This window comes from Rhodococcus sp. MT28 (assembly GCF_058792695.1).
Genome location: NZ_JBXAFD010000016.1, coordinates 1 through 17,108 on the forward strand (window position 1 = coordinate 1; position 17,108 = coordinate 17,108).

Annotated in this window: 18 protein-coding genes and 1 pseudogene; 5 read left to right on the plus strand and 14 right to left on the minus strand. The window is 61.6% G+C overall.

Going from position 1 to position 17,108, the window contains the following annotated elements; translation table 11 throughout:
• The 4 genes and pseudogenes from AC1Q6C_RS30040 to AC1Q6C_RS30055 form a co-directional block, all read right to left on the minus strand.
• Nucleotides 1-197 (minus strand): annotated as a pseudogene (locus AC1Q6C_RS30040) (hypothetical protein); the annotation flags it as partial.
• A 288-nt stretch (nucleotides 198-485) separates the two neighbouring features.
• A complete protein-coding gene (locus AC1Q6C_RS30045; RefSeq protein ID WP_230691590.1) occupies nucleotides 486-824 on the minus strand; it encodes a hypothetical protein in 339 nt (112 codons plus the stop codon).
• Nucleotides 825-902: 78 nt separating this feature from the next.
• Nucleotides 903-1,268 carry a pyridoxamine 5'-phosphate oxidase family protein gene (locus AC1Q6C_RS30050; RefSeq protein WP_232319051.1) on the minus strand — a complete coding sequence of 122 codons (366 nt, stop codon included), beginning with the start codon at nucleotides 1,266-1,268 and terminating at the stop codon, nucleotides 903-905.
• A 112-nt stretch (nucleotides 1,269-1,380) separates the two neighbouring features.
• Nucleotides 1,381-1,749 carry a roadblock/LC7 domain-containing protein gene (locus AC1Q6C_RS30055; RefSeq protein WP_020906454.1) on the minus strand — a complete coding sequence of 123 codons (369 nt, stop codon included), beginning with the start codon at nucleotides 1,747-1,749 and terminating at the stop codon, nucleotides 1,381-1,383.
• Between the two features lie 704 nt (nucleotides 1,750-2,453).
• Here AC1Q6C_RS30055 and AC1Q6C_RS30060 point away from each other — a divergent pair.
• Nucleotides 2,454-2,924 carry a hypothetical protein gene (locus AC1Q6C_RS30060; protein ID WP_003945723.1) on the plus strand — a complete coding sequence of 157 codons (471 nt, stop codon included), beginning with the start codon at nucleotides 2,454-2,456 and terminating at the stop codon, nucleotides 2,922-2,924.
• A gap of 7 nt (nucleotides 2,925-2,931) precedes the next feature.
• Here AC1Q6C_RS30060 and AC1Q6C_RS30065 read toward each other — a convergent pair whose 3' ends face one another.
• The 3 genes from AC1Q6C_RS30065 to AC1Q6C_RS30075 all read right to left on the minus strand — a co-directional run bounded on the left by AC1Q6C_RS30065 (nucleotide 2,932) and on the right by AC1Q6C_RS30075 (nucleotide 6,139).
• A complete protein-coding gene (locus tag AC1Q6C_RS30065; protein WP_270008418.1) occupies nucleotides 2,932-3,855 on the minus strand; it encodes a DUF2797 domain-containing protein in 924 nt (307 codons plus the stop codon).
• Between the two features lie 65 nt (nucleotides 3,856-3,920).
• Nucleotides 3,921-4,577 carry a DUF305 domain-containing protein gene (locus AC1Q6C_RS30070; protein WP_054187968.1) on the minus strand — a complete coding sequence of 219 codons (657 nt, stop codon included), beginning with the start codon at nucleotides 4,575-4,577 and terminating at the stop codon, nucleotides 3,921-3,923.
• Nucleotides 4,574-6,139, minus strand: coding sequence for an LVIVD repeat-containing protein (locus AC1Q6C_RS30075; protein ID WP_270008419.1), 1,566 nt, complete (start codon nucleotides 6,137-6,139; stop codon nucleotides 4,574-4,576). Before AC1Q6C_RS30075 ends, AC1Q6C_RS30070 begins: the two co-directional genes overlap by 4 nt.
• A 178-nt stretch (nucleotides 6,140-6,317) precedes the next feature.
• Between AC1Q6C_RS30075 and AC1Q6C_RS30080 the strand changes: the two genes are divergently transcribed.
• Nucleotides 6,318-6,905, plus strand: a complete 588-nt coding sequence (locus AC1Q6C_RS30080; protein WP_223304676.1) for a TetR family transcriptional regulator — start codon at nucleotides 6,318-6,320, stop codon at nucleotides 6,903-6,905.
• Nucleotides 6,906-6,950: 45 nt separating this feature from the next.
• The gene (locus AC1Q6C_RS30085) at nucleotides 6,951-8,087 is read left to right on the plus strand and encodes a GIY-YIG nuclease family protein (protein ID WP_047269279.1); all 1,137 of its coding nucleotides are present in this window, start codon (nucleotides 6,951-6,953) and stop codon (nucleotides 8,085-8,087) included.
• A gap of 80 nt (nucleotides 8,088-8,167) precedes the next feature.
• On the opposite strand, the gene AC1Q6C_RS30090 is transcribed toward AC1Q6C_RS30085, so the two are convergent.
• The 4 genes from AC1Q6C_RS30090 to AC1Q6C_RS30105 all read right to left on the minus strand — a co-directional run bounded on the left by AC1Q6C_RS30090 (nucleotide 8,168) and on the right by AC1Q6C_RS30105 (nucleotide 11,973).
• Nucleotides 8,168-9,385, minus strand: a complete 1,218-nt coding sequence (locus AC1Q6C_RS30090; protein ID WP_270008421.1) for a Dyp-type peroxidase — start codon at nucleotides 9,383-9,385, stop codon at nucleotides 8,168-8,170.
• A complete protein-coding gene (locus tag AC1Q6C_RS30095; RefSeq protein ID WP_228401951.1) occupies nucleotides 9,378-9,878 on the minus strand; it encodes a copper chaperone PCu(A)C in 501 nt (166 codons plus the stop codon). Before AC1Q6C_RS30095 ends, AC1Q6C_RS30090 begins: the two co-directional genes overlap by 8 nt.
• A gap of 25 nt (nucleotides 9,879-9,903) precedes the next feature.
• Nucleotides 9,904-11,334: a PepSY-associated TM helix domain-containing protein gene (locus AC1Q6C_RS30100; RefSeq protein ID WP_492666994.1), complete on the minus strand. Its 1,431-nt coding sequence runs from the start codon at nucleotides 11,332-11,334 to the stop codon at nucleotides 9,904-9,906.
• Between the two features lie 108 nt (nucleotides 11,335-11,442).
• Nucleotides 11,443-11,973 (minus strand): hypothetical protein, encoded by a 531-nt coding sequence (locus AC1Q6C_RS30105; protein ID WP_492666995.1) that lies wholly within the window; start codon nucleotides 11,971-11,973, stop codon nucleotides 11,443-11,445.
• A 220-nt stretch (nucleotides 11,974-12,193) separates the two neighbouring features.
• Between AC1Q6C_RS30105 and AC1Q6C_RS30110 the strand changes: the two genes are divergently transcribed.
• A complete protein-coding gene (locus tag AC1Q6C_RS30110; RefSeq protein WP_064112938.1) occupies nucleotides 12,194-12,901 on the plus strand; it encodes a hypothetical protein in 708 nt (235 codons plus the stop codon).
• Between the two features lie 309 nt (nucleotides 12,902-13,210).
• Complete coding sequence (locus AC1Q6C_RS30115) at nucleotides 13,211-14,377, plus strand: MinD/ParA family ATP-binding protein (protein WP_003945525.1); 1,167 nt, start codon at nucleotides 13,211-13,213, stop codon at nucleotides 14,375-14,377.
• 40 nt (nucleotides 14,378-14,417) lie between these two features.
• Here AC1Q6C_RS30115 and AC1Q6C_RS30120 read toward each other — a convergent pair whose 3' ends face one another.
• The 3 genes from AC1Q6C_RS30120 to AC1Q6C_RS30130 form a co-directional block, all read right to left on the minus strand.
• Nucleotides 14,418-15,452 carry a baeRF2 domain-containing protein gene (locus AC1Q6C_RS30120; RefSeq protein WP_007734628.1) on the minus strand — a complete coding sequence of 345 codons (1,035 nt, stop codon included), beginning with the start codon at nucleotides 15,450-15,452 and terminating at the stop codon, nucleotides 14,418-14,420.
• A 201-nt stretch (nucleotides 15,453-15,653) separates the two neighbouring features.
• Complete coding sequence (locus AC1Q6C_RS30125) at nucleotides 15,654-16,736, minus strand: M48 family metallopeptidase (RefSeq protein WP_492666996.1); 1,083 nt, start codon at nucleotides 16,734-16,736, stop codon at nucleotides 15,654-15,656.
• A gap of 77 nt (nucleotides 16,737-16,813) precedes the next feature.
• Entirely contained in the window at nucleotides 16,814-17,017 is a 204-nt protein-coding gene (locus AC1Q6C_RS30130) for a hypothetical protein (RefSeq protein WP_003945456.1), read from the minus strand.
• Nucleotides 17,018-17,108: the final 91 nt, after the last annotated feature.

Genomic DNA, 17,108 nt, shown 5'->3' on the forward strand with positions numbered 1-17,108 from the left:
GTTTTCGGAGCACGCCCCTTCACCGGAAGCGTCTCCAACAGCGCAACGGAAGAAGCCACATCAACATCGTGCTGACCGACAGAGCTCTCCACAGACAACGATCCTGCTGGGATCACATCCGCCAACGTCGTACTGCAACCGGAAATCGACAACCCGACCAAGGCAGTGACGGCAACCAGGAGGGAACGGGAACGCACCAAGCGACTATGCAACGTGAAACTCCTAAATCATATGCAGTGCAGAGGATCTACACTCTTATCAACAAAACTCATGAGGATGATGTCGGGAAAACCCGACATCAGACCAGTCGTGCTACACATCCACCGAACCCAATCAACCGGCCACATGCGTGATTGAACATGCCATCGTCCCTATCCGTGCGGTCGAATCGGTCGACCGTCACACGACCTGACCATCGTCACTCACATAACTCACACCGTCGACATCGAACGATGGAGCCCCTACCAGCGAGGTTTTGAGATATGTCAAAACTGCGTGCAGATAATGCGTGTATCGCAGCCGTTGTGGCCGAATTCGACGGTGACGTCGTCGGTCCAGGCGGTACCGAACAGCGCGCGGTCGTATCCGGTCTTGGGTGCGCGTCCCTTGACGGGGATCTGTGCCAGCAGTTCAATTGCGGCGGACGAAGGAGCCGAGGCTTCGGTCACGACCGTCGTGGTGACACCGGATCCGATTCCCGAACCGAGAGAAGATGTTTCGGGCGCGTCGGCGTTGGAATTGGCGCAACCTCCCAGCACGATCACGGCAGCAATGCCGATGGTGACGCCGGTGATGCCGCGCCTGTGATGTGCCGTGCGTGCCATGTGTGAGAGTCCATTTCTGCGAGAGATGAACTACAAGTATGTCATTCACGACAATTCGGGCCTAACCGGCACTGTCTGTCAGTCCGGTCGAAGGAACCATCGAGTCACCGGGACCGAGACGAGGACCCGCGGACCTTCACGAGTTTCGTCTGCGGCATCCCAGCCGTCGTACTTCTCGCCGAAAAGTCTCAGGAGGTCGACGAATTCGCCGACATCGTGATGAATTGTCGCGAGGCCCTGTGCGACCCACGGGTCGCCAGCGGATCCGTCGACTGCCAACGAGACCCGAGGATCGTCCAGCAGGTTCCGAACCTTACGATTCTGCTCAGCGCTCGGTATCCAGAATGTGTTCTGATGCAGTAAGAACCAGACCGGAGTCGTGTGCGGCGAGCCGTCGCTTCGGAGGGTGGTCAACCACACGCAAGGAGCATCCGCGATAGTCACGGTCCCAGTATCGGCGCCGGCGCGAGGTTCACCAATCGAGTGTTCGGAACGAACAATGCCCGGCCCTCGCCGTTGGCGAGGACCGGGCATTGTCGGGAAGGGAGTGGAAGCGTCAGATCTCGATCTTGGGGGTCTGTTCGCCCAGCTTGTGGCGGGCCAGCGCCAGGTTCGCACGCGCACGGTCCAAAACGAGGTACACGAACAGCGTCGACAGTCCGGGCGTCTCGAGGACGCGAATGAGGTGGTACTGGTTGCTCAGGGTGATCAGGATGTCTTCCAGGGTGTCGGTAATCCCCAAGTTACTCATCGTGCGGAGCTTTGCTCGCACAACCTCGGAGTTGCCGGCGCCGGCGTACTCGAGGCTGAATGACGGGTTGCCGCTCATGCCGAGAACCATTCCGCTGTCGGCGTCGACGACGGCTGCACCGCTGGCACCGTCGATGCGCATCAATTCGCCGAGGATCTTGTCGATGTTGCTCATTGCTTCTCCTTGGTAGGGCCGAGTCGCGCGGGGCGACTCCAGGTGATGCTTCGGTGGTGAAGTCATCGGTACATTTCGAGGTGGAATCGTTGGTTGCGGCGTCGGGAGTGGGTCGGGCGGCAACTTTTCAGTTTGGGAGATTTGTGGGCTCGTTCCGTTCGGTGCAGATGGGCGGCCATTCGACGACTCGAATTCGTCGATGCGGTCTGCGGGTAGCCAGCCGTCTCCGGCGGGTGCGTTGAGTGGCCGTCTCGTATCCGTCTCGTAGTCCGGGGCCGGCGGCTGGAGTTGCGGATACACCGGTGCGGTCAGCGGTCGCTTGTACGGAATCGGCTGACCACCCGCGTCGGCGACGTTCGCGAACCAGGCGGCGTACCCGGGGTCGCTGCGATCGAGGTTTTGCCCGCGATCGTCGTCTTCCTCGCGGGACCCTCGTCGACGAAAAAGTCCCACTCGTTCCAGCCCCTTATAGACGAACTATTTCCGATCGGAGCGTTCCGGATGAACGCGGCAGACCGGACAATCCCACCCGTAGTTATTTTGCAGTTAAGTCACCGTAGCATGGGTTCGCGAACGGGGCATACAGTCCAATCCCGCAGTCGGGAGGGCGAGGCGCTCGGATTCGGCCGGATGCTCGGGCAATTGGCGCTGACGGGCGATGCCGGTCCGTTCGAACGCCAGTGGCCCTCTGGCATCCTTGAGGGATGAAGAAAACGATCACCGGGTTCATCGGTGCCTGCTCGCTGGTGGCGCTGGTTGCCTGCGGTTCAGACGGAGACAAGCCGACCGAGGTCGGAACACTCACTTCCTCTGCTTCGGCGACCACCACAGCGACGTCGACGACGTCATCCGAGGCTCCGGCGACGTCGTCGGAAATACCTACCGAGACCCCTTCGGTCGACTCGAGTGCTCCGGCTGAGGTCCCGTCCGACCCGAATGTGAGTTCGGCGCTGCCACGGACCTACGCGCAGGCGTGCTCCGACGTTCTCCGGTACCTCGACGCATACCAGCCGGCCATCGACGAGTCCGGAGAGGAAATGGGCATGACGCGTGAATCATTGGCAAACGACATGCTGACCTCCATCCAGGCTTATCCCGAATGGTCGAGCCTGTCTGCCGACGAGCAGGCCGAGGTCACTCGCGGATTCGCCGCAGCGACCGCGGGAAGTTGCTGACCTACTTTCAGAACAACGATTCCTGAATCGCCACGCCAGGGGACTCGAACTCGCCGACGGTGATGGTTCGACCGACCAGTCCGGACAGATCCGCGACGAAGCGTGGCGATTCAGGATCGGGGTCGATCCGCAGCGAGGCGATCGAACCGGCAAGGCCCTCCAGATACAAGGAATGTTCCCCGGACTCGAAAGTGTGCGGATACGCGATCAACGGTGCCGCATCGAAGACCACGTCAGCGCACGCCGGCGCCGTCCATTCTTCGGGAGCCTCCAGGATCTCGATTCCGTCGATGTCCGATCCGATGTCATTCAGCTCGTCTTTGATCGACGATACGAAGTGGTGCAACGACTTTCGTAGTTTCTCTCGATCCAAGGGGCCTGTCAACGCTTCGATCTTCCGAGACGTACGTATTGCCTGGCTCAAGTGGAAGTGCTCCGAAACTCGGGCTTCGAGGGCGCGAATGCTGTAACCGTCCGTCGACCGCGCTACGAACAATGCGCAGATTGCCCCTTGTTCGGCGACTCGCGGATGCTTGCGGAACTCGGACGCCGTCCCCACCTTCATCTGGCCGCCGGCGAATACGTCGACGTAGAGCCATTGTGGTTGTGCGAGGTAGGTACGCACATTCGGATGAATGTGCGCGCCGCTGACGTGTGCCTGATGAACCGTGGTGAACCCCTCACGATTTCGGCATCGGTCGCATTGGCGTCCTGCGGTGACCGTCGCCCCGCGGTCGCACGGCGAGTGTCCTGGACCTTCGGCGGTGAGATCTCGCCAGCCGAGGCAGCGGCGGCCCTTCGTCTCGTCGACGGAGAATCGCAGCACCGAGTCGTGAGTGAAGAAGGTCGTAGCGGAAGTGGTGTCGTCGACGCATCGGATCCGCGGTGCTGTCGGGTTCGACCAATCGATTCCGCGAACGAGCAGGGTCATGATGAAGTGTCGATTCCTTCTGTAGTTCGCAGGTCGACACCTATGGTAGTCACTGCACATGCGGGTCAGTGCAGTGGTTGTGCCCCACGTTGTTCGAGCATCAGCGTCATCAGCCCGGATTCCTGACTCTGGGTGTTGATCATGTCGCGGGCGGACTGTTTCACCGGCCCGCTCTCGAGTAGGGCGTCGGCGGCCTGCGCCATGGCGATCCCGCCACGGTGGTGGCGTTCCATCAGTTGAAGGAAATGGACCTCGGCGTCGAGCCCGCGAGCGCTGCTCAGTTTCTCGAGTTCTTCGGTCGTAGCCATACCCGGCATGGAGTCGGTCTCGGTGTCCAGCGTTGCCGGGTGATGACGAGAGTCGCCGGCGCCGCTCGGCGGCGCCTCCATCCACGCCATCGGCGTTCTACTGTTCGGCGGGACACCGGCCAACCTCAGCCAGCCGAGCATGACACCGATTTCCGTTCGTTGAACATCGTCGATCTGCTGGGCCAGTCTCGTCACCGCCGGGTCCACATCGGGACTCAGACGCGCGAGAATGAAGAGGGCCTGTTGATGGTGGGCCGCCATGTCGTGCACGAATCCGATTTCGGTTTCGCTCAGAACAGCTCTCTGCGTGTGGTTCTCGGGTGCGAACAGCGGACGTAGTGCTGCGCCGAGTACGAGCAGCATCAGTGCCGCGGCCACGAGTGCGACGGCTTTGACCGATCGCGGCGCCGTCATGATCCCACGGTCGTCTTCTGGTCAGCGGGTGGTGTGTAGACACCGTTTTCGAGTTGCATGGCAACAAAGCCGTTGTCGGCGCACGTCGCCCACAACGTGGCCCCTCGCCATTCGGGTGGGGAGAAACACCAATCGGTCGAGATGTCGCCGAGAGCGACCATGCCCGACCGCGAACTCAGTGCTTGGCCGGGGTCGAACTGGCCCTGCGCGATCGACTGCGCGATTGCCGGGGTGCTGAGAACGGGTACGCCGATGAGCGACGCGAGAGCGTGTGGCGAGTTGGCGAGTTCGAGATTGTCGCCGGTCCGAGCAGGTGGGTTGAAGTACGCAATTTCGTGGACGTCGAAGGGATCTCGAACATCGAAGACCCGAATCCCGCTCGAGATCCATCCACATGCCAGCGCCGTCGGGTCGACCGGGCGATCTGCCGAACAGTAGTGAGATTCGTACGCGAACAGCGATCCGCCGGCAGCAGACGCCAGCGCAGCGTCTTGATTCTCCGGCAGATTGATTTCGAGCTTCACCGAATTGACGACCGACGGTTCGTCGTCATCGGAGACGTCGATCAATTTGACTCCGCCGGAACCACCTTCGTCGACGGTGAACAGGTACGGCGAACCGTCGTAGGTGACCGGAATGCTGTGTTGGGTGGCCCAACCGTCGGTCCACGAGAGCTGGGACAGTTGGCGCACCCGAGGATTCGGGACCCGGCGCTGAACCTCACTGATGTCGAGGACATGTATTCCGCCGAGATTGTTCGACAAGTACATGCGATTTCCGTCGGGACTGATTCCGAAGCCGTGCGTCGACAACCCGATGAGGTCCTGCCAGACGACGCGTGGGTTGGCGGGATCGGTGAGATCGACGGCGCTCACCACGCCGGGAGCGGTGCCGGAAGACCAGTAGGTGTTCCCGTCCGGTGAAAATCCTCCCTCGTGATTGGTGATGGGCAGCAGCATCCCCAGATCGGTTCCTGGTCCGGGGTTGAGTAGTTTCGGGTGCGCGCAATCGGAGATGTCGTAGACCGACATCAGGCCGACGCCGGTCAAGAGCGGAACGCCCGTGCCCACCAGCAGCTTTCGCGCGGTGTTGACCTTGAGGCTCTCCCACGTTCCGGCCAGCATCGCGGGTTCGGTCAGCGTGGCGGTGAGAGCGGGATTGGCAGGATCCGATACGTCGAGAACTTGGACGCCCTGTGCGGGGCCCAGGAGGTTCCCGGGGAAGAAACTGCCGACGTACGAGCAGTGTTCGAAGTTGGTGGACGTGATCCCGCCGCCGCGACCCGAGTAGCCGCCGATCTGAGACATGTTGCAGCTGTAGCCGTCTCGGCTGCGTCCGCTGTTTCGGTCCTCGGCCGGAACATCACCCTGCAACCCGGTCTCGGGCATCGATCCCGGGCCGCATTCGGCGCGGCTTGCGGCGGTGGAAGCGACACCCGGATTCTCGTGGATCGAGCCCGGGGCAGTGGCGGGCTCAGCCGACGCGACGCACACGGGAAGGACGGTGATCAAGGCGACGAGTGCGATGGCAGATCTGGTTCTGATGGTCGTGAACGATTTCATCGAGTCCAACTCCCGGTGCGGGATTGCCTTTCGTATCTCACGGGCAGACGTATCTCACGGACAGGCAGCACGGAGGGCAGGCGCGTGTTCGAGCGCTCACGACGATCGGGTCGGGGTGTGAACCGGTGTCGGGCCGCAACCAACCGGACAATGCTGTCCGGTTGGTATCGTAGTGTGCGTGACATCGTCTGGCCGCGTCAATAGCGGATCTCTCAACAGAGGGCCGAGAGATGCGGCGCGCAATCGTGCGGCACTCGTCTCAGCAGCTCGTGAGGTGTTCGCCACTCAGGGTTTTGCTGCTCCGCTCAGCCTGATCGCCCGCACGGCCGGCGTCGGTCAGGGCAGCCTCTACCGGCACTTTCCCACTCGCGAAAGCCTCGCACTCGCGGTGTTCGACGAGAACATCGTCGAGCTGCAAGATATGGCTGCCGATCCGGATTCGACTCTCGACGATCTTTTTCGTTTGTTGGTAGACCAGATCACCACCTCCATCGTGTTCGTGGAGGTCATCAAGCCCGTCTCCTTCGGCGACTCTCGACTGAATTCGGCCGGCACACGTTTGACCGATCTCCTCGAAGGACGCCTCGAGGAGGCGCGTCGAGCTGGGAAGATCCGTGAGTCCGTGACTGCTGAGGACGTGATCCTGGCGATCGCCATGTTCGCCGCGATCATGGAACGGACTGCCGAGAGCTCGCGAAAAGAAGTCGCACACTCGGCGTGGAACCTTCTTGTGCAGGGACTGGCCGGGCCGGCAGCGGCGGGCTGAGTCGCGTTCGCCTCGCGTCTCGAGGTGATCGCCTAGGCTCGTGGCATGGCTATTGTCTGGACAGTTCCTCGCGCTATCGGCTCCACTTTGCTCGTTGCTCCGTTGATCAAGGAGTTCCTTGTCGAGGGTGACGGCACCCTCGATGCAAAACTGACTGCGGTCGGTACGGTCTCTGCCTCTCTCGAGAAGCAAGTCGGCCGCACGTTCACCTCGATCAGCGCTGCTTCGGCGGCAATCTTTTCCGGTGCTGCCGGTTCCACCAGCGTGCCAGACGCACTACGTCTGGCCGTGATGCGCACTCTGTCCACCGAGGTCGTCGTCAGGAAGCCCGCTCCGCAGCCGTTCTCCGAGAAGGTCGGGAAGAGGCTGGGGCAGTATGTCTTTGCTTTGCGTGACCCGCGTAACGACCAGGTGTTCCATGTCGGGCACGGCACGGGAAATCAAGTATTCGCGCCGGTATTCGAAGCGCTCGGTGAACTCGCGAACCTCGAAGGAGCGGACGCTCCGGCCGAGTCGAATGCTGCTGTGACGGCAGCCAAGATCGCTCGGATCCGCGAGATCTACGACGCAGGTTCGGCGGTGGAGCACTTCGTACTCCTCCGCTCGGTCTCTGCCGCCACGGATTCGGCCGCCACTACCGACGAGGTCGTCCGCGGCATCGTGGAAGCCTTGCGGATCACCGACGCGGGAGAGGGTCTGACCAATCTCGCAGGCGATACCTCGGACAAGGACGCCCGAGCGACCCGCGTCGAGGAACTCGCATTGCGCTACTCGGCTGATCCCGCGCCGGAACTCCCGACGCCGAGCATCGTCCTCCACGTACCGGCCTCCGCCCGTCCGGGAGCAACGCCGGAAGAGATCTACGAACTCGCGCGCGCCGAGTGGTCTGCCGGTGCGGCCGTTCGTGCCGAGATCGGAATCCCCGTTCTGGTGTTTGCCGACAGCATCATTCGTGGTGCCTTCCGTGCTCAGTCATGGGAGGTGTCCACCCGCAATGCCGACGGAAGCCAACTGTGGCGGTTCAACGGAACCGTCGACGACGAGCTTGCTGCCAAGTACGTCGGAACCGAGGTCACCCCACACAACGTCGGACTGAAGAAGTGGCCCGTCAGTGGTTGGGTCACGAGGTTGACTACCGCCCGTCCAGGTGCGGTCATGCCGGGACCTCGTAAGTCCAAGTAACGCAACAACTTCAGGTAGAAGGCATTGTGGGGGCGGGATCCGTTCGGATCCAGCCCCCACAATATCGTTGCCCGGGGTTGTCAGCCGAGCAATCCGCTTCCCAGATAGTCGTTCTCGGTGCATCCCGGCGGAATGAGATACACCGCAGAACCGATCGGCGTCGTCCACTCGTTGAGTGCGTCGAAGTCACTCAATCGCTGTTGGACCGGTAGATATTGCTCGGCGATGTCCCGTTGGAATGCTGCGAAGATCAATCCCGAATTCGAGGTCTGCTCGCTCTCGGGTGCGTCGTCGTAGTTGTATGCCCGACGGAAGAACTGCTCCTTCTCATGCGTCTGGTGGGCTCGCGCGATGTGTGATCCTGGCGGGATCACCGGAATGCCGAACTTGTCCGTGAGTGTGAAATCCGCTTCGTCGAATTCGTTGGTTCCGTTGAGCGGAGCGCCATTGGACAACGTGCGCCCCATCGTGAGTTCGCGCCCCGAACGGTCGAGTTCGTCCCAGGTATCCATTTCCATGCGAATGCGTCGCAGTACCAACGAGGTTCCGCCCGCCAGCCACGACTGACCCGCGCCGTCGTGCCAGATCAGTGAATCGAAATCCACTGTTCCCGGAGCAGGATTGACGGTCCCGTCCACTTGGCCCATGAGATTGCGCATCGTGGTTCCCTCAGGCGTGGTGCCGCGAGCGTTGCGGAATCCCTTTTGCGTCCACCGGATGGTCGTCAGTGATCGGACGTTCTTGGTCAGAACTCGCACAGCATGAGCAATGGTCACCGGATCGTCGCCACAAATCTGCAGCAACAGGTCCGACCCGCCCCATCGGTCGTCAAGTCGGTCGATCTCGTAGCTCGGCAACGGCTCGAACCAGTCCGGTTGACGTGCTTGCAATCCCAGCTTGGTGAACAGGCCAGGACCGTAGCCGACGGTCACCGTCAAGCGGGCCGGATCCACGGCCAGTTCCCGTTCGGTGTCCGCCAACGCCGGGTTACCGGCGGTCAGCCGTGACGCATCCTCGGACCACATCTTCATGATCCCGACGACCACAGCTCGATCGGCTCCAGGCAATAGGTCGAACCCGATGAACGTGCCGTGCGCTTGCGGAGTGGTGGCGATCCCAGCTTGGTGGACGCCGTAGAACGGTTCCACCAGCTTGCCTGCTTGCTGCTCGTGTTCGCTGCGCTCCACCACTGTGGTTGCGCCCCAAGTTATTCCCGCGACGCCGAGCGCGGCGGCGCCTCCTCCGAGAAGGCGCCGCCGGCTGAGTGCTCGGCTGGGCGGGTTCGTGTTCTCAGCCACCGTGATTCGGGTCGTAGTTCTCCTGATTACCGGAGAAGTCGCGAATCTGGGCTGTGAACGTGGTGCTGGAACCGTCGTCGTAGATCAAGGTGAGGTCGGTTTCTGCGCCCGGGAGCAGTGGCGCGGACAGGTCCATGAACATGAGGTGGTCACCGCCCGGGGTGAGGGAGGCGGACCCGTTGGCAGGGACCAGGAAACCGCCGTCCTTGGGACGCATCGTCATCGTTCCGCCGTCGCCGGTCACGACTTCGTGCAGTTCGAGTCGAGACGACGCGGGGCTGGTGGCCGAGACCACGCGTACGTCCTTGTCACCGGAGTTGACGAGTTCGGCGAACGCCGCGCTCATTCCTTCCGGCGCGGCCTTGACCCATTGATCCTGAACTGTGATGGATTGTGCAGCTTCGGTTTCCTTGTCGGAGTTGGAAGAACAGCCGGTCAGGGCGAGAGCTGCGGACAGTGCAACAGCTGCGAATATCTTTGTGCGAACAGTCATGTGTGTCTCCGTAATTCGTGAAGTGTCAGGTGGTGGCACGGCGTTTGAACGCCGCAATGCACAGGTCGATCAGCAGGAATGCGAGAAGGCTGATGCCGAGTAGCGGAACGAACCAGCCGACCAACGCCGTGATCGCGACGAGAGCAACGAGGCCGACCGGGGAGAGGTTGCGGATTCCGCCGCGGGCAGGAACCCGGCCGACTGCCCAGTCGGAGCCACGAGTGGGGCGTCGGCGCCACCACATGATGTAGCCCCGAATGACCACGCTGACCAGTGCGAGTGCCAGTGCGGCGAGTGCGATCTGGTTGGCAAGACCGAACAGCAGGCCCATGTGGAGTTGGATTCCCCAGGCCGAAAGTTTGGCTGCGAGTGGCCAATCCGAGAACCACAACTCGTCGGTGACCTTTTGCGTCGCTCCGTCGATTGCGATGGTGTTGTTGCTGTACACCCAGGGCTGACGTGTCTGGGCGACGGTGAACGCCGTCTCGGCGTTCGCGGGTATCGATACTTCGACGGGACCGGTGATCCCGTTGTACCTGGCGATACCGAGGACGGTGTCGACGCGTCCGACGTTGGTGTCCGTCAGCGTGCCGGTGGCGGCGGGGGCCATGTCGTGACCCTCGTGCCCGCCTGTCGCCGGAGGGGGAGCGTCGCCGAGAGTTTTCACAACTGAGGGCGTCGTCCAACTCAACGCGGTTCTCAGATTGCTGACGTTCTCTCCGGCGTAGGTCGACCACGTGAGGCCGGTCGCCGAGAGGAAGACCAATGCAACTGCTATCCAGATGCCGACGACACCGTGCCAGTTCAGGGTCCGGCTTCGTCCGGTGGATGCTCGGTCGATCGTGAGCAGTCGAGCGTTCCGGGCGGTGCGGTAACGACGGAACCAGAGGTAGACACCGCCGAGTGCGACCACCCACATCCACGACGCGGCCAATTCGCTGTAGAGGCGGCCGGGTTCGCCCAGATGAAGGTGGCGATGCAGTTGGGAGATCCAGGTTCGCAGCGGCAGCGAACCACTGCTTCCGTAGACCGCCAACTCGCCGACCGGCTGTGCGAGTACCGGATCGACGAAGACGGCGAGCCTCTCCGATTCGCCCAGCGACGGATCGGTGAACAGGACTCGGGTGGTTTCGCCGGCAGCAGGGGACGGACGTACTGCCGCGACCGTCAAGTCGGGGCGGTACTGCTGAGCGGAACGGATCTGGTCGTTCAGTGACGCGATCTGTCCGGTGGTGTCGGTCTGGAGGTAGTCGCTGTAAACGAACTTCTCGATGGTGGGTGCCATCGCGTAGAGGCCACCGCTCAAAGCGGCGATGAGGATGAACGGTCCGATCAGGACGCCGGCGTAGAAGTGCAGACGCAGGATCAGTGGTCTGGCGCCGCCAACCTGCTTCTTCGGGGGAGAACTGTCGTTGGACGCGCGCGTCTGTGCGCGCTCCAATTCGGGTGCGGACATGCGTGTACTCGATCCCGCTGTGCGCCTTTGTTAACCGCGGGCGGTTAATAAAGGCGCACAGCAAAGTGGCGCACGTAATCACGTGCGTGAAAGGAAAGGGGAGGTGAGTTACACGAATGCCGGTGGGCCGCGAGTGCCCAGGCCTGAGGTGAGAAGTTGACGTAGAACAACTTTGGCGCGGTATCGAGTACGTGCAGCGAACGGTGACGGTTCAGCTGCCCACGGGCGCAATAGAACGGCGACGATTGCCGCTACCGTCGATGCGGCCACGACGTATCCGCGTTCTGCGCCGCGGATCAGCACTGCGCACACTCCCACGGCAGCGATGTGTGCCGCGAGCATCGGAAGGGACAGGAGCAGGCCGTGTTGATGATCCGAAGCGATGGTCAACGTCGCGTGACCGATGGCCTGGCCCGCAGCGAGCATGAGGGCGAGCAAGAGCGCGGGGGAGCGACGGGTGTCGATGGACGTGACCACCGCGCCGACGCTCGCGCAGGCGAAGATCAGCAACACGACAGCGCTTTCGGACGGGGCCATGCCGCCATTACCGAGCGCGTGGGCTGCGACGGAAACCGCGCCGGAGGTGCCGCCCACGAAAGCACCGCGCAGCTGCGCGACATCTTTCGGACCCGGCGTCATACGCGAAAGGATACAGGCGCCTACTACCGGGCTTAGTAGGTGATCGGTCGGGATCGTTTCGGTGGCCGACCGACGAACGCGTTAGGTGGGGGATTTGTCCGATTCGCCAAACTTTGCCGAGGACCGGGTGAAACAAACGTGACGGTCATTTTCCGGTGCCAGACTTGGCTCTGGTCGCCGGCAACGGGTCGACGGCAGGGCAAACACATAGGAGAGTTTCATGAGGCGTCGATTCTTTGCGATATTCGCCCTGATGGGTGCGTTCGGTCTCTTCCTGTCTTCGGTGGCCTCGGCGGACCCGGTCACACGCTCCGTGTCGGGCACCCTTGTCAACTCGTGTAGCGATACTGGCGATCCGGTCGGGATATGGATGGTCGTATGGGATGGCTCGACGCAGATATCCTCGGCCACTGTCGGGGTGGGTGGCGGATACACGATCACGAACGTTCCTCCGGGCAATTACACGGTCAGTCCATACTCGCCGGCTGGATGCGGATCCGTACCCGACAGGACGGCGGTAGATCTGACGACGTCCGACGCGACCGGGATCGACTTCGAGTTGGTGAAGGTGTTCAGCATCGTCGGAACTGTCACTGGGTGTCCGGGTGCTGACGGGGTCGGCGCGTCTGACGTGACGTTGAATCTCCTCGATGCCGGCACGCAAATCGCGACGACAACGACGGATGATTCCGGTGACTACTTCTTTCAGTACAAGCCGGCCAAGGACGGCTATTCCGTAGAAGTGGTTCCCGGCAGCGGATGCGGTGCCGATCCAGCAGTAATTCCGGTGAATCTGAGCACGAATGACGTCACCGGTGTCGACTTCGCGCTCACTGCCGACGGCTGCGATACGGGCAGTTCGTTCGGAAGTGTGGATCTGTCGACGATTTTCGGAAGTCTCGGCAGTTCGGAATTCTGCAGCAGCTGAACACTTGTCCATGAAGGGAGGGCGATCGCCGAGGCGATCGCCCTCCCTTTTCTCGTTTGTTACCAAGGGATTTGCCCTGACATTGCGGAAGGCTGTTTCTAGCGGCAGATGAAGATATCTGTGCCGCATATCGTTACGACGTTCGTATTTGCTGAGATCGGCACAAGCTTGGGGACCAAAGTCATCGAAGTGCGGGTGTAACGGTCTGTTGTGCCACGACGGTATTGAGCAGAGAACGGCAAGCCCGCCAGAGTGATAGCGTCCGAGAGGCTATGTCCGAAATGATTCCGAACTCGACCTAGGAAAACGGTGCGCAGCGATAACAACGGTTCGAATAACGGAGTCCTGGGGAACAACTCCGGAACGACTCAGGGCGACGGCCATTTCGACGCGTCCGACGACGGCTATGCAACGTCGATTCGAACCGTCACCTTCACACCACAATTCGACGAGCCTGCAGCAAAACCGTTGCCCAGTCAGCGGATGCGCCAGCAACGTCGTGAAGAGCCGACCGATTTCCGGACCTCGACGCCCAGGCCTATGACCTCCGTCGACGACCTGGACATCATCAAGCGGGCGAAGCGTCCACCCGAACGCGGTTTGGGCAGTGTGTTGTTCAAACTCACCGGGGGCCGGATCAACACTGGGCAGTCGGCTGCCGAACTCGAACACCAGGCTCTCGTGCGCCGCGCCAACCGAACGGTGCGCGGCGTGTACAAGATTGCTTTCATCTCACTCAAGGGTGGAGTGGGGAAAACCACGGCGGCCAAAACTGTCGGTTCGACGTTCGCATCGATCCGTGGGGATCGAATCGTAGCCATCGACGCCAATCCCGACCTGGGGACTCTGGCTGATCGCGAACGACGTGAACATCACCTGACCGTTCGTGATCTGTTGGCCGACGGTGACATTCGTACGTACAGCGATGTTCGTTACTACACCTCGCAAGGCGACAGCCGACTCGAAATCCTTGCGAGTGAGGCAGATCCGGAAACTTCGGAGTCGTTCAACGAGCAGGACTACCTCGATACTCTCCGAATTCTCGAGGTGCACTACAACATCGTCATCACCGACTGTGGCACCGGAATCATGCACTCGGCCATGTACGGAATTCTCGACGAAGCAGATGCTTTGGTTGTCGTCAGCCCGACAGCTCAGGATGGTGCCCGTAGTGCTGCAGCAACGCTCAGTTGGCTGACCAAGCACGGATACGCAGATCTGGTGAGCAGGTCGGTCGTGGCGATCAATTCGACGCGGCCGGGTTCGTCTTCGCTCGACCTCGATCAACTCGAGGACGTTTTCGCTCAGCGTGGAGTGCGAGCGGTCAAGACGTTGCCCTACGACGATCACCTGGGCGAAGGCGGTCCGATCGACTTGAAGTTGTTGAACAAGCGCACGGCACGGGCATATCTGGAACTCGTCGCAGCAATTGCCGATGGTTTCCCGGACTCGGTGGGCAAGCACGCTTCTCGATAGAACGTGCTCGCCACCGAATCTGATCAGCAGGCTCTGGCGTTCAAGGGTGCCGAAGTATCGCGCCGTATCCGTCGGCGAGAACGAGGCGTTCGTCGATCTGTACCAACTCGGTGCCGGTCCCGATTGCGATGTAGGGGAGTACGCGATCGGCGGGCCCGATCAACTCTCCACTGGTGACTTCCTTGTCGTCAGGATCGGTGAGCAGCAGCGTCTCGACCTTGCCCTGTTCGAGGGCGTCGAGGACGCGTGCGGTCCCGTCGATGGAGAGGCCGGAGTCCCGGCCCTGCTCCGCGACGTAGCGTTCGGTTTCCACATCCATTCTGCGCAGTCGCTGCGTGTCGATCAGTTCACGAATCGACTTGGACACCTCGGCGGGTGTCGAACCGACTGAACGCGAACCCTTTTCGACGTCCACCACCCGTAGCGTCGACGGCAAAAGCTGTGCAAAAGCTTTGCGGGATTGTACTTCTCCGATGACAACTACCAGCGCGACCTTGTGTTCACGGGCGAGCGCCGCCGCGCGCTCCACAGCCTGAGTCAGGTTCTTCCGGATATTCTCCTCCACGAGGCTTTGGCTGTCGGTGTATCGCTCCTGACCGCCCACGTGTGCCTTGTGGACCGGGAAGCCGTCTCCGTCTACCGTTTCGCCGTACACGTCACGCCCGCGAGCATCGCGCACGCACAGGTCCGCGCCAGTGTGGTCGACCTTGGCGATGAGGAACGGTTCGGTGTCGTATCCGTGTGCGATCAGTGGAATCAGGTAGGGCAGTTCGCCCAAGGTCGCGATAGTGGAGCCGGCAGGTTCGAGCAGAATATCGTCGATCAGCACTGCCTCGGAAGTGGCGACGATCGCGCGTCCGGCGCGACCTGAGATGCCGTGATGGTTGTCCTTCACCTCGTCCAGTCGTGCGATCAGCGATTCCGATGCTCCCTGTTTCGTGAGTTGATTGCGCATCGAGCGCCATTCGAGTTCGAAGCGCTCGCGCGCATCTTCCCGGTTACGGACGTCTTCGAAGTACACGGAGGCAAACGGGCCGTCACTCGAACCGACCTTCTTCAGTCGCCCAGCATGCATGTCGGCTCCCTTCTGTAGTGGTCCTATGCCGCGTACCCGACAACCGGTGATTCGACACGACCGCTTTCAGTTCGCACGTTTGTTCGACTGCTGGTACTGTCTGTGAACGTGAGGGTGGTGCAGAGGGAAGCCTGCATCACCTTCACGCCAAGAGCCCGGGACCTGCCGCCGACTGCCTTCGGCGGCAGGTCCCGATTCTGCTTACTCGGCGTCGTCAGTGCCCTTCGACCTGTCGGAACTCTTGCGCCAGTGGGTGAATCGTTCCTTGATGTCCGACGCTACATCGCCGACGCCATTCCCCACGGCGCCCACCGCACCGCCCAATCCGCTACCGATGTCGCGCACCATGCGGATCAAAGGGTCCTCCGACTCGTCGAAGTTCTGCTTGTAGGTCTTGGCTGCATTCTTGAACTCGTCGCTGATCTTCGCTCCGTCGTCATCGCCGCGACGGGGGTAGTTTCCGCGCAGAATCGCGGCGTAGTCTCCGCTGTCCACCCACTTCTTGAGCTCGGCGGCGCGAAGCACCGAGAACGGGTGAGAGAGCAGTTCGATGTTGAGGAGCTTGAGTACACCGTCGCGGAGGTCGCCGCTGGCGTCGTACTCGGCGGCCTGGGCAAGAAACGCGTCGATGTCGATTTCACTGACTCGGGATCCGCCCGCCAATTTCATCTGGACGCGAATCGCGGTGTGTACGTCCTGCCCGCACAACAGTCCGGCACGATCACCGGACAGTTCTGACTTGCGCTGCCATTCCATGAGGGCGGCGATGATCGCGCGCAATGCCCACCCGCCGACGGGCAGCCATCCGATGGTTCCGGCCAGTCGCATCAAATGCATCAGGATGGTCCGATACACAGCATGACCGGACAGCGCGTGGCCAAGTTCGTGGCCGATGATGAACCGCTGTTCCTCGTAGTTCATCACGTCCAATAGGCCGGTAGTGACCACCATGAACGGCTTGTCCATGCCGATGGTGAAGGCGTTGACCATCGGGGTCTGGAGTACGAACAGCTCGGGTGTCTCGTCGGCCTGCAGGATGTCGACGCAGTCACGGCGCAGGTCGTTCAGCTCGCTGAACTGGCGTTCGTCGACTCGCACCGACGTGGCGAGGTACATGAGGCGGTGCTGACGTTCTTGGAGCAGTCCGGACAGCGTCCGCAGGACAGTGTCGAACCCCCGAAGCGTCCGGAGCGTCACCAATGCAGCCCGATCGGCTGGGTGTTCCCACGCACGCGAGCTGATGTCCGGGAACTCGATTCGGGTGCGATCTGGTGCAGTGGTCATGGTGGCCCCTCACTTCGATGTGTGTCGACTCACCTCCAGGGTAACGACTAGTCGGTTTAGCGTGGATTTCCGGCAGCTCACTCGGTGGGCTGGGGGAGCGTGCAATCGGTGACTTTGGGGTTGACGCCGAAGTAGTTCAGCGGACCCGCGATGACCGTGAGCGCGATGGTCCCGACGCCGGCGCAGTTGGTCGGCGAACTGCTGTAGTAGCCGCGTTGGCCGGCCGCGACGGCCCCGACTATCAGCCAGATCAGAACGATCAGAGTCACAATTCTCATCATGGCGGGCTCGATTCTTCAAATATTATGGTGCCCAGCGAAATACCCGGTCAGAGTGGGTATGAAACGCTCTGCCGACGGGTATCCGCGGTGT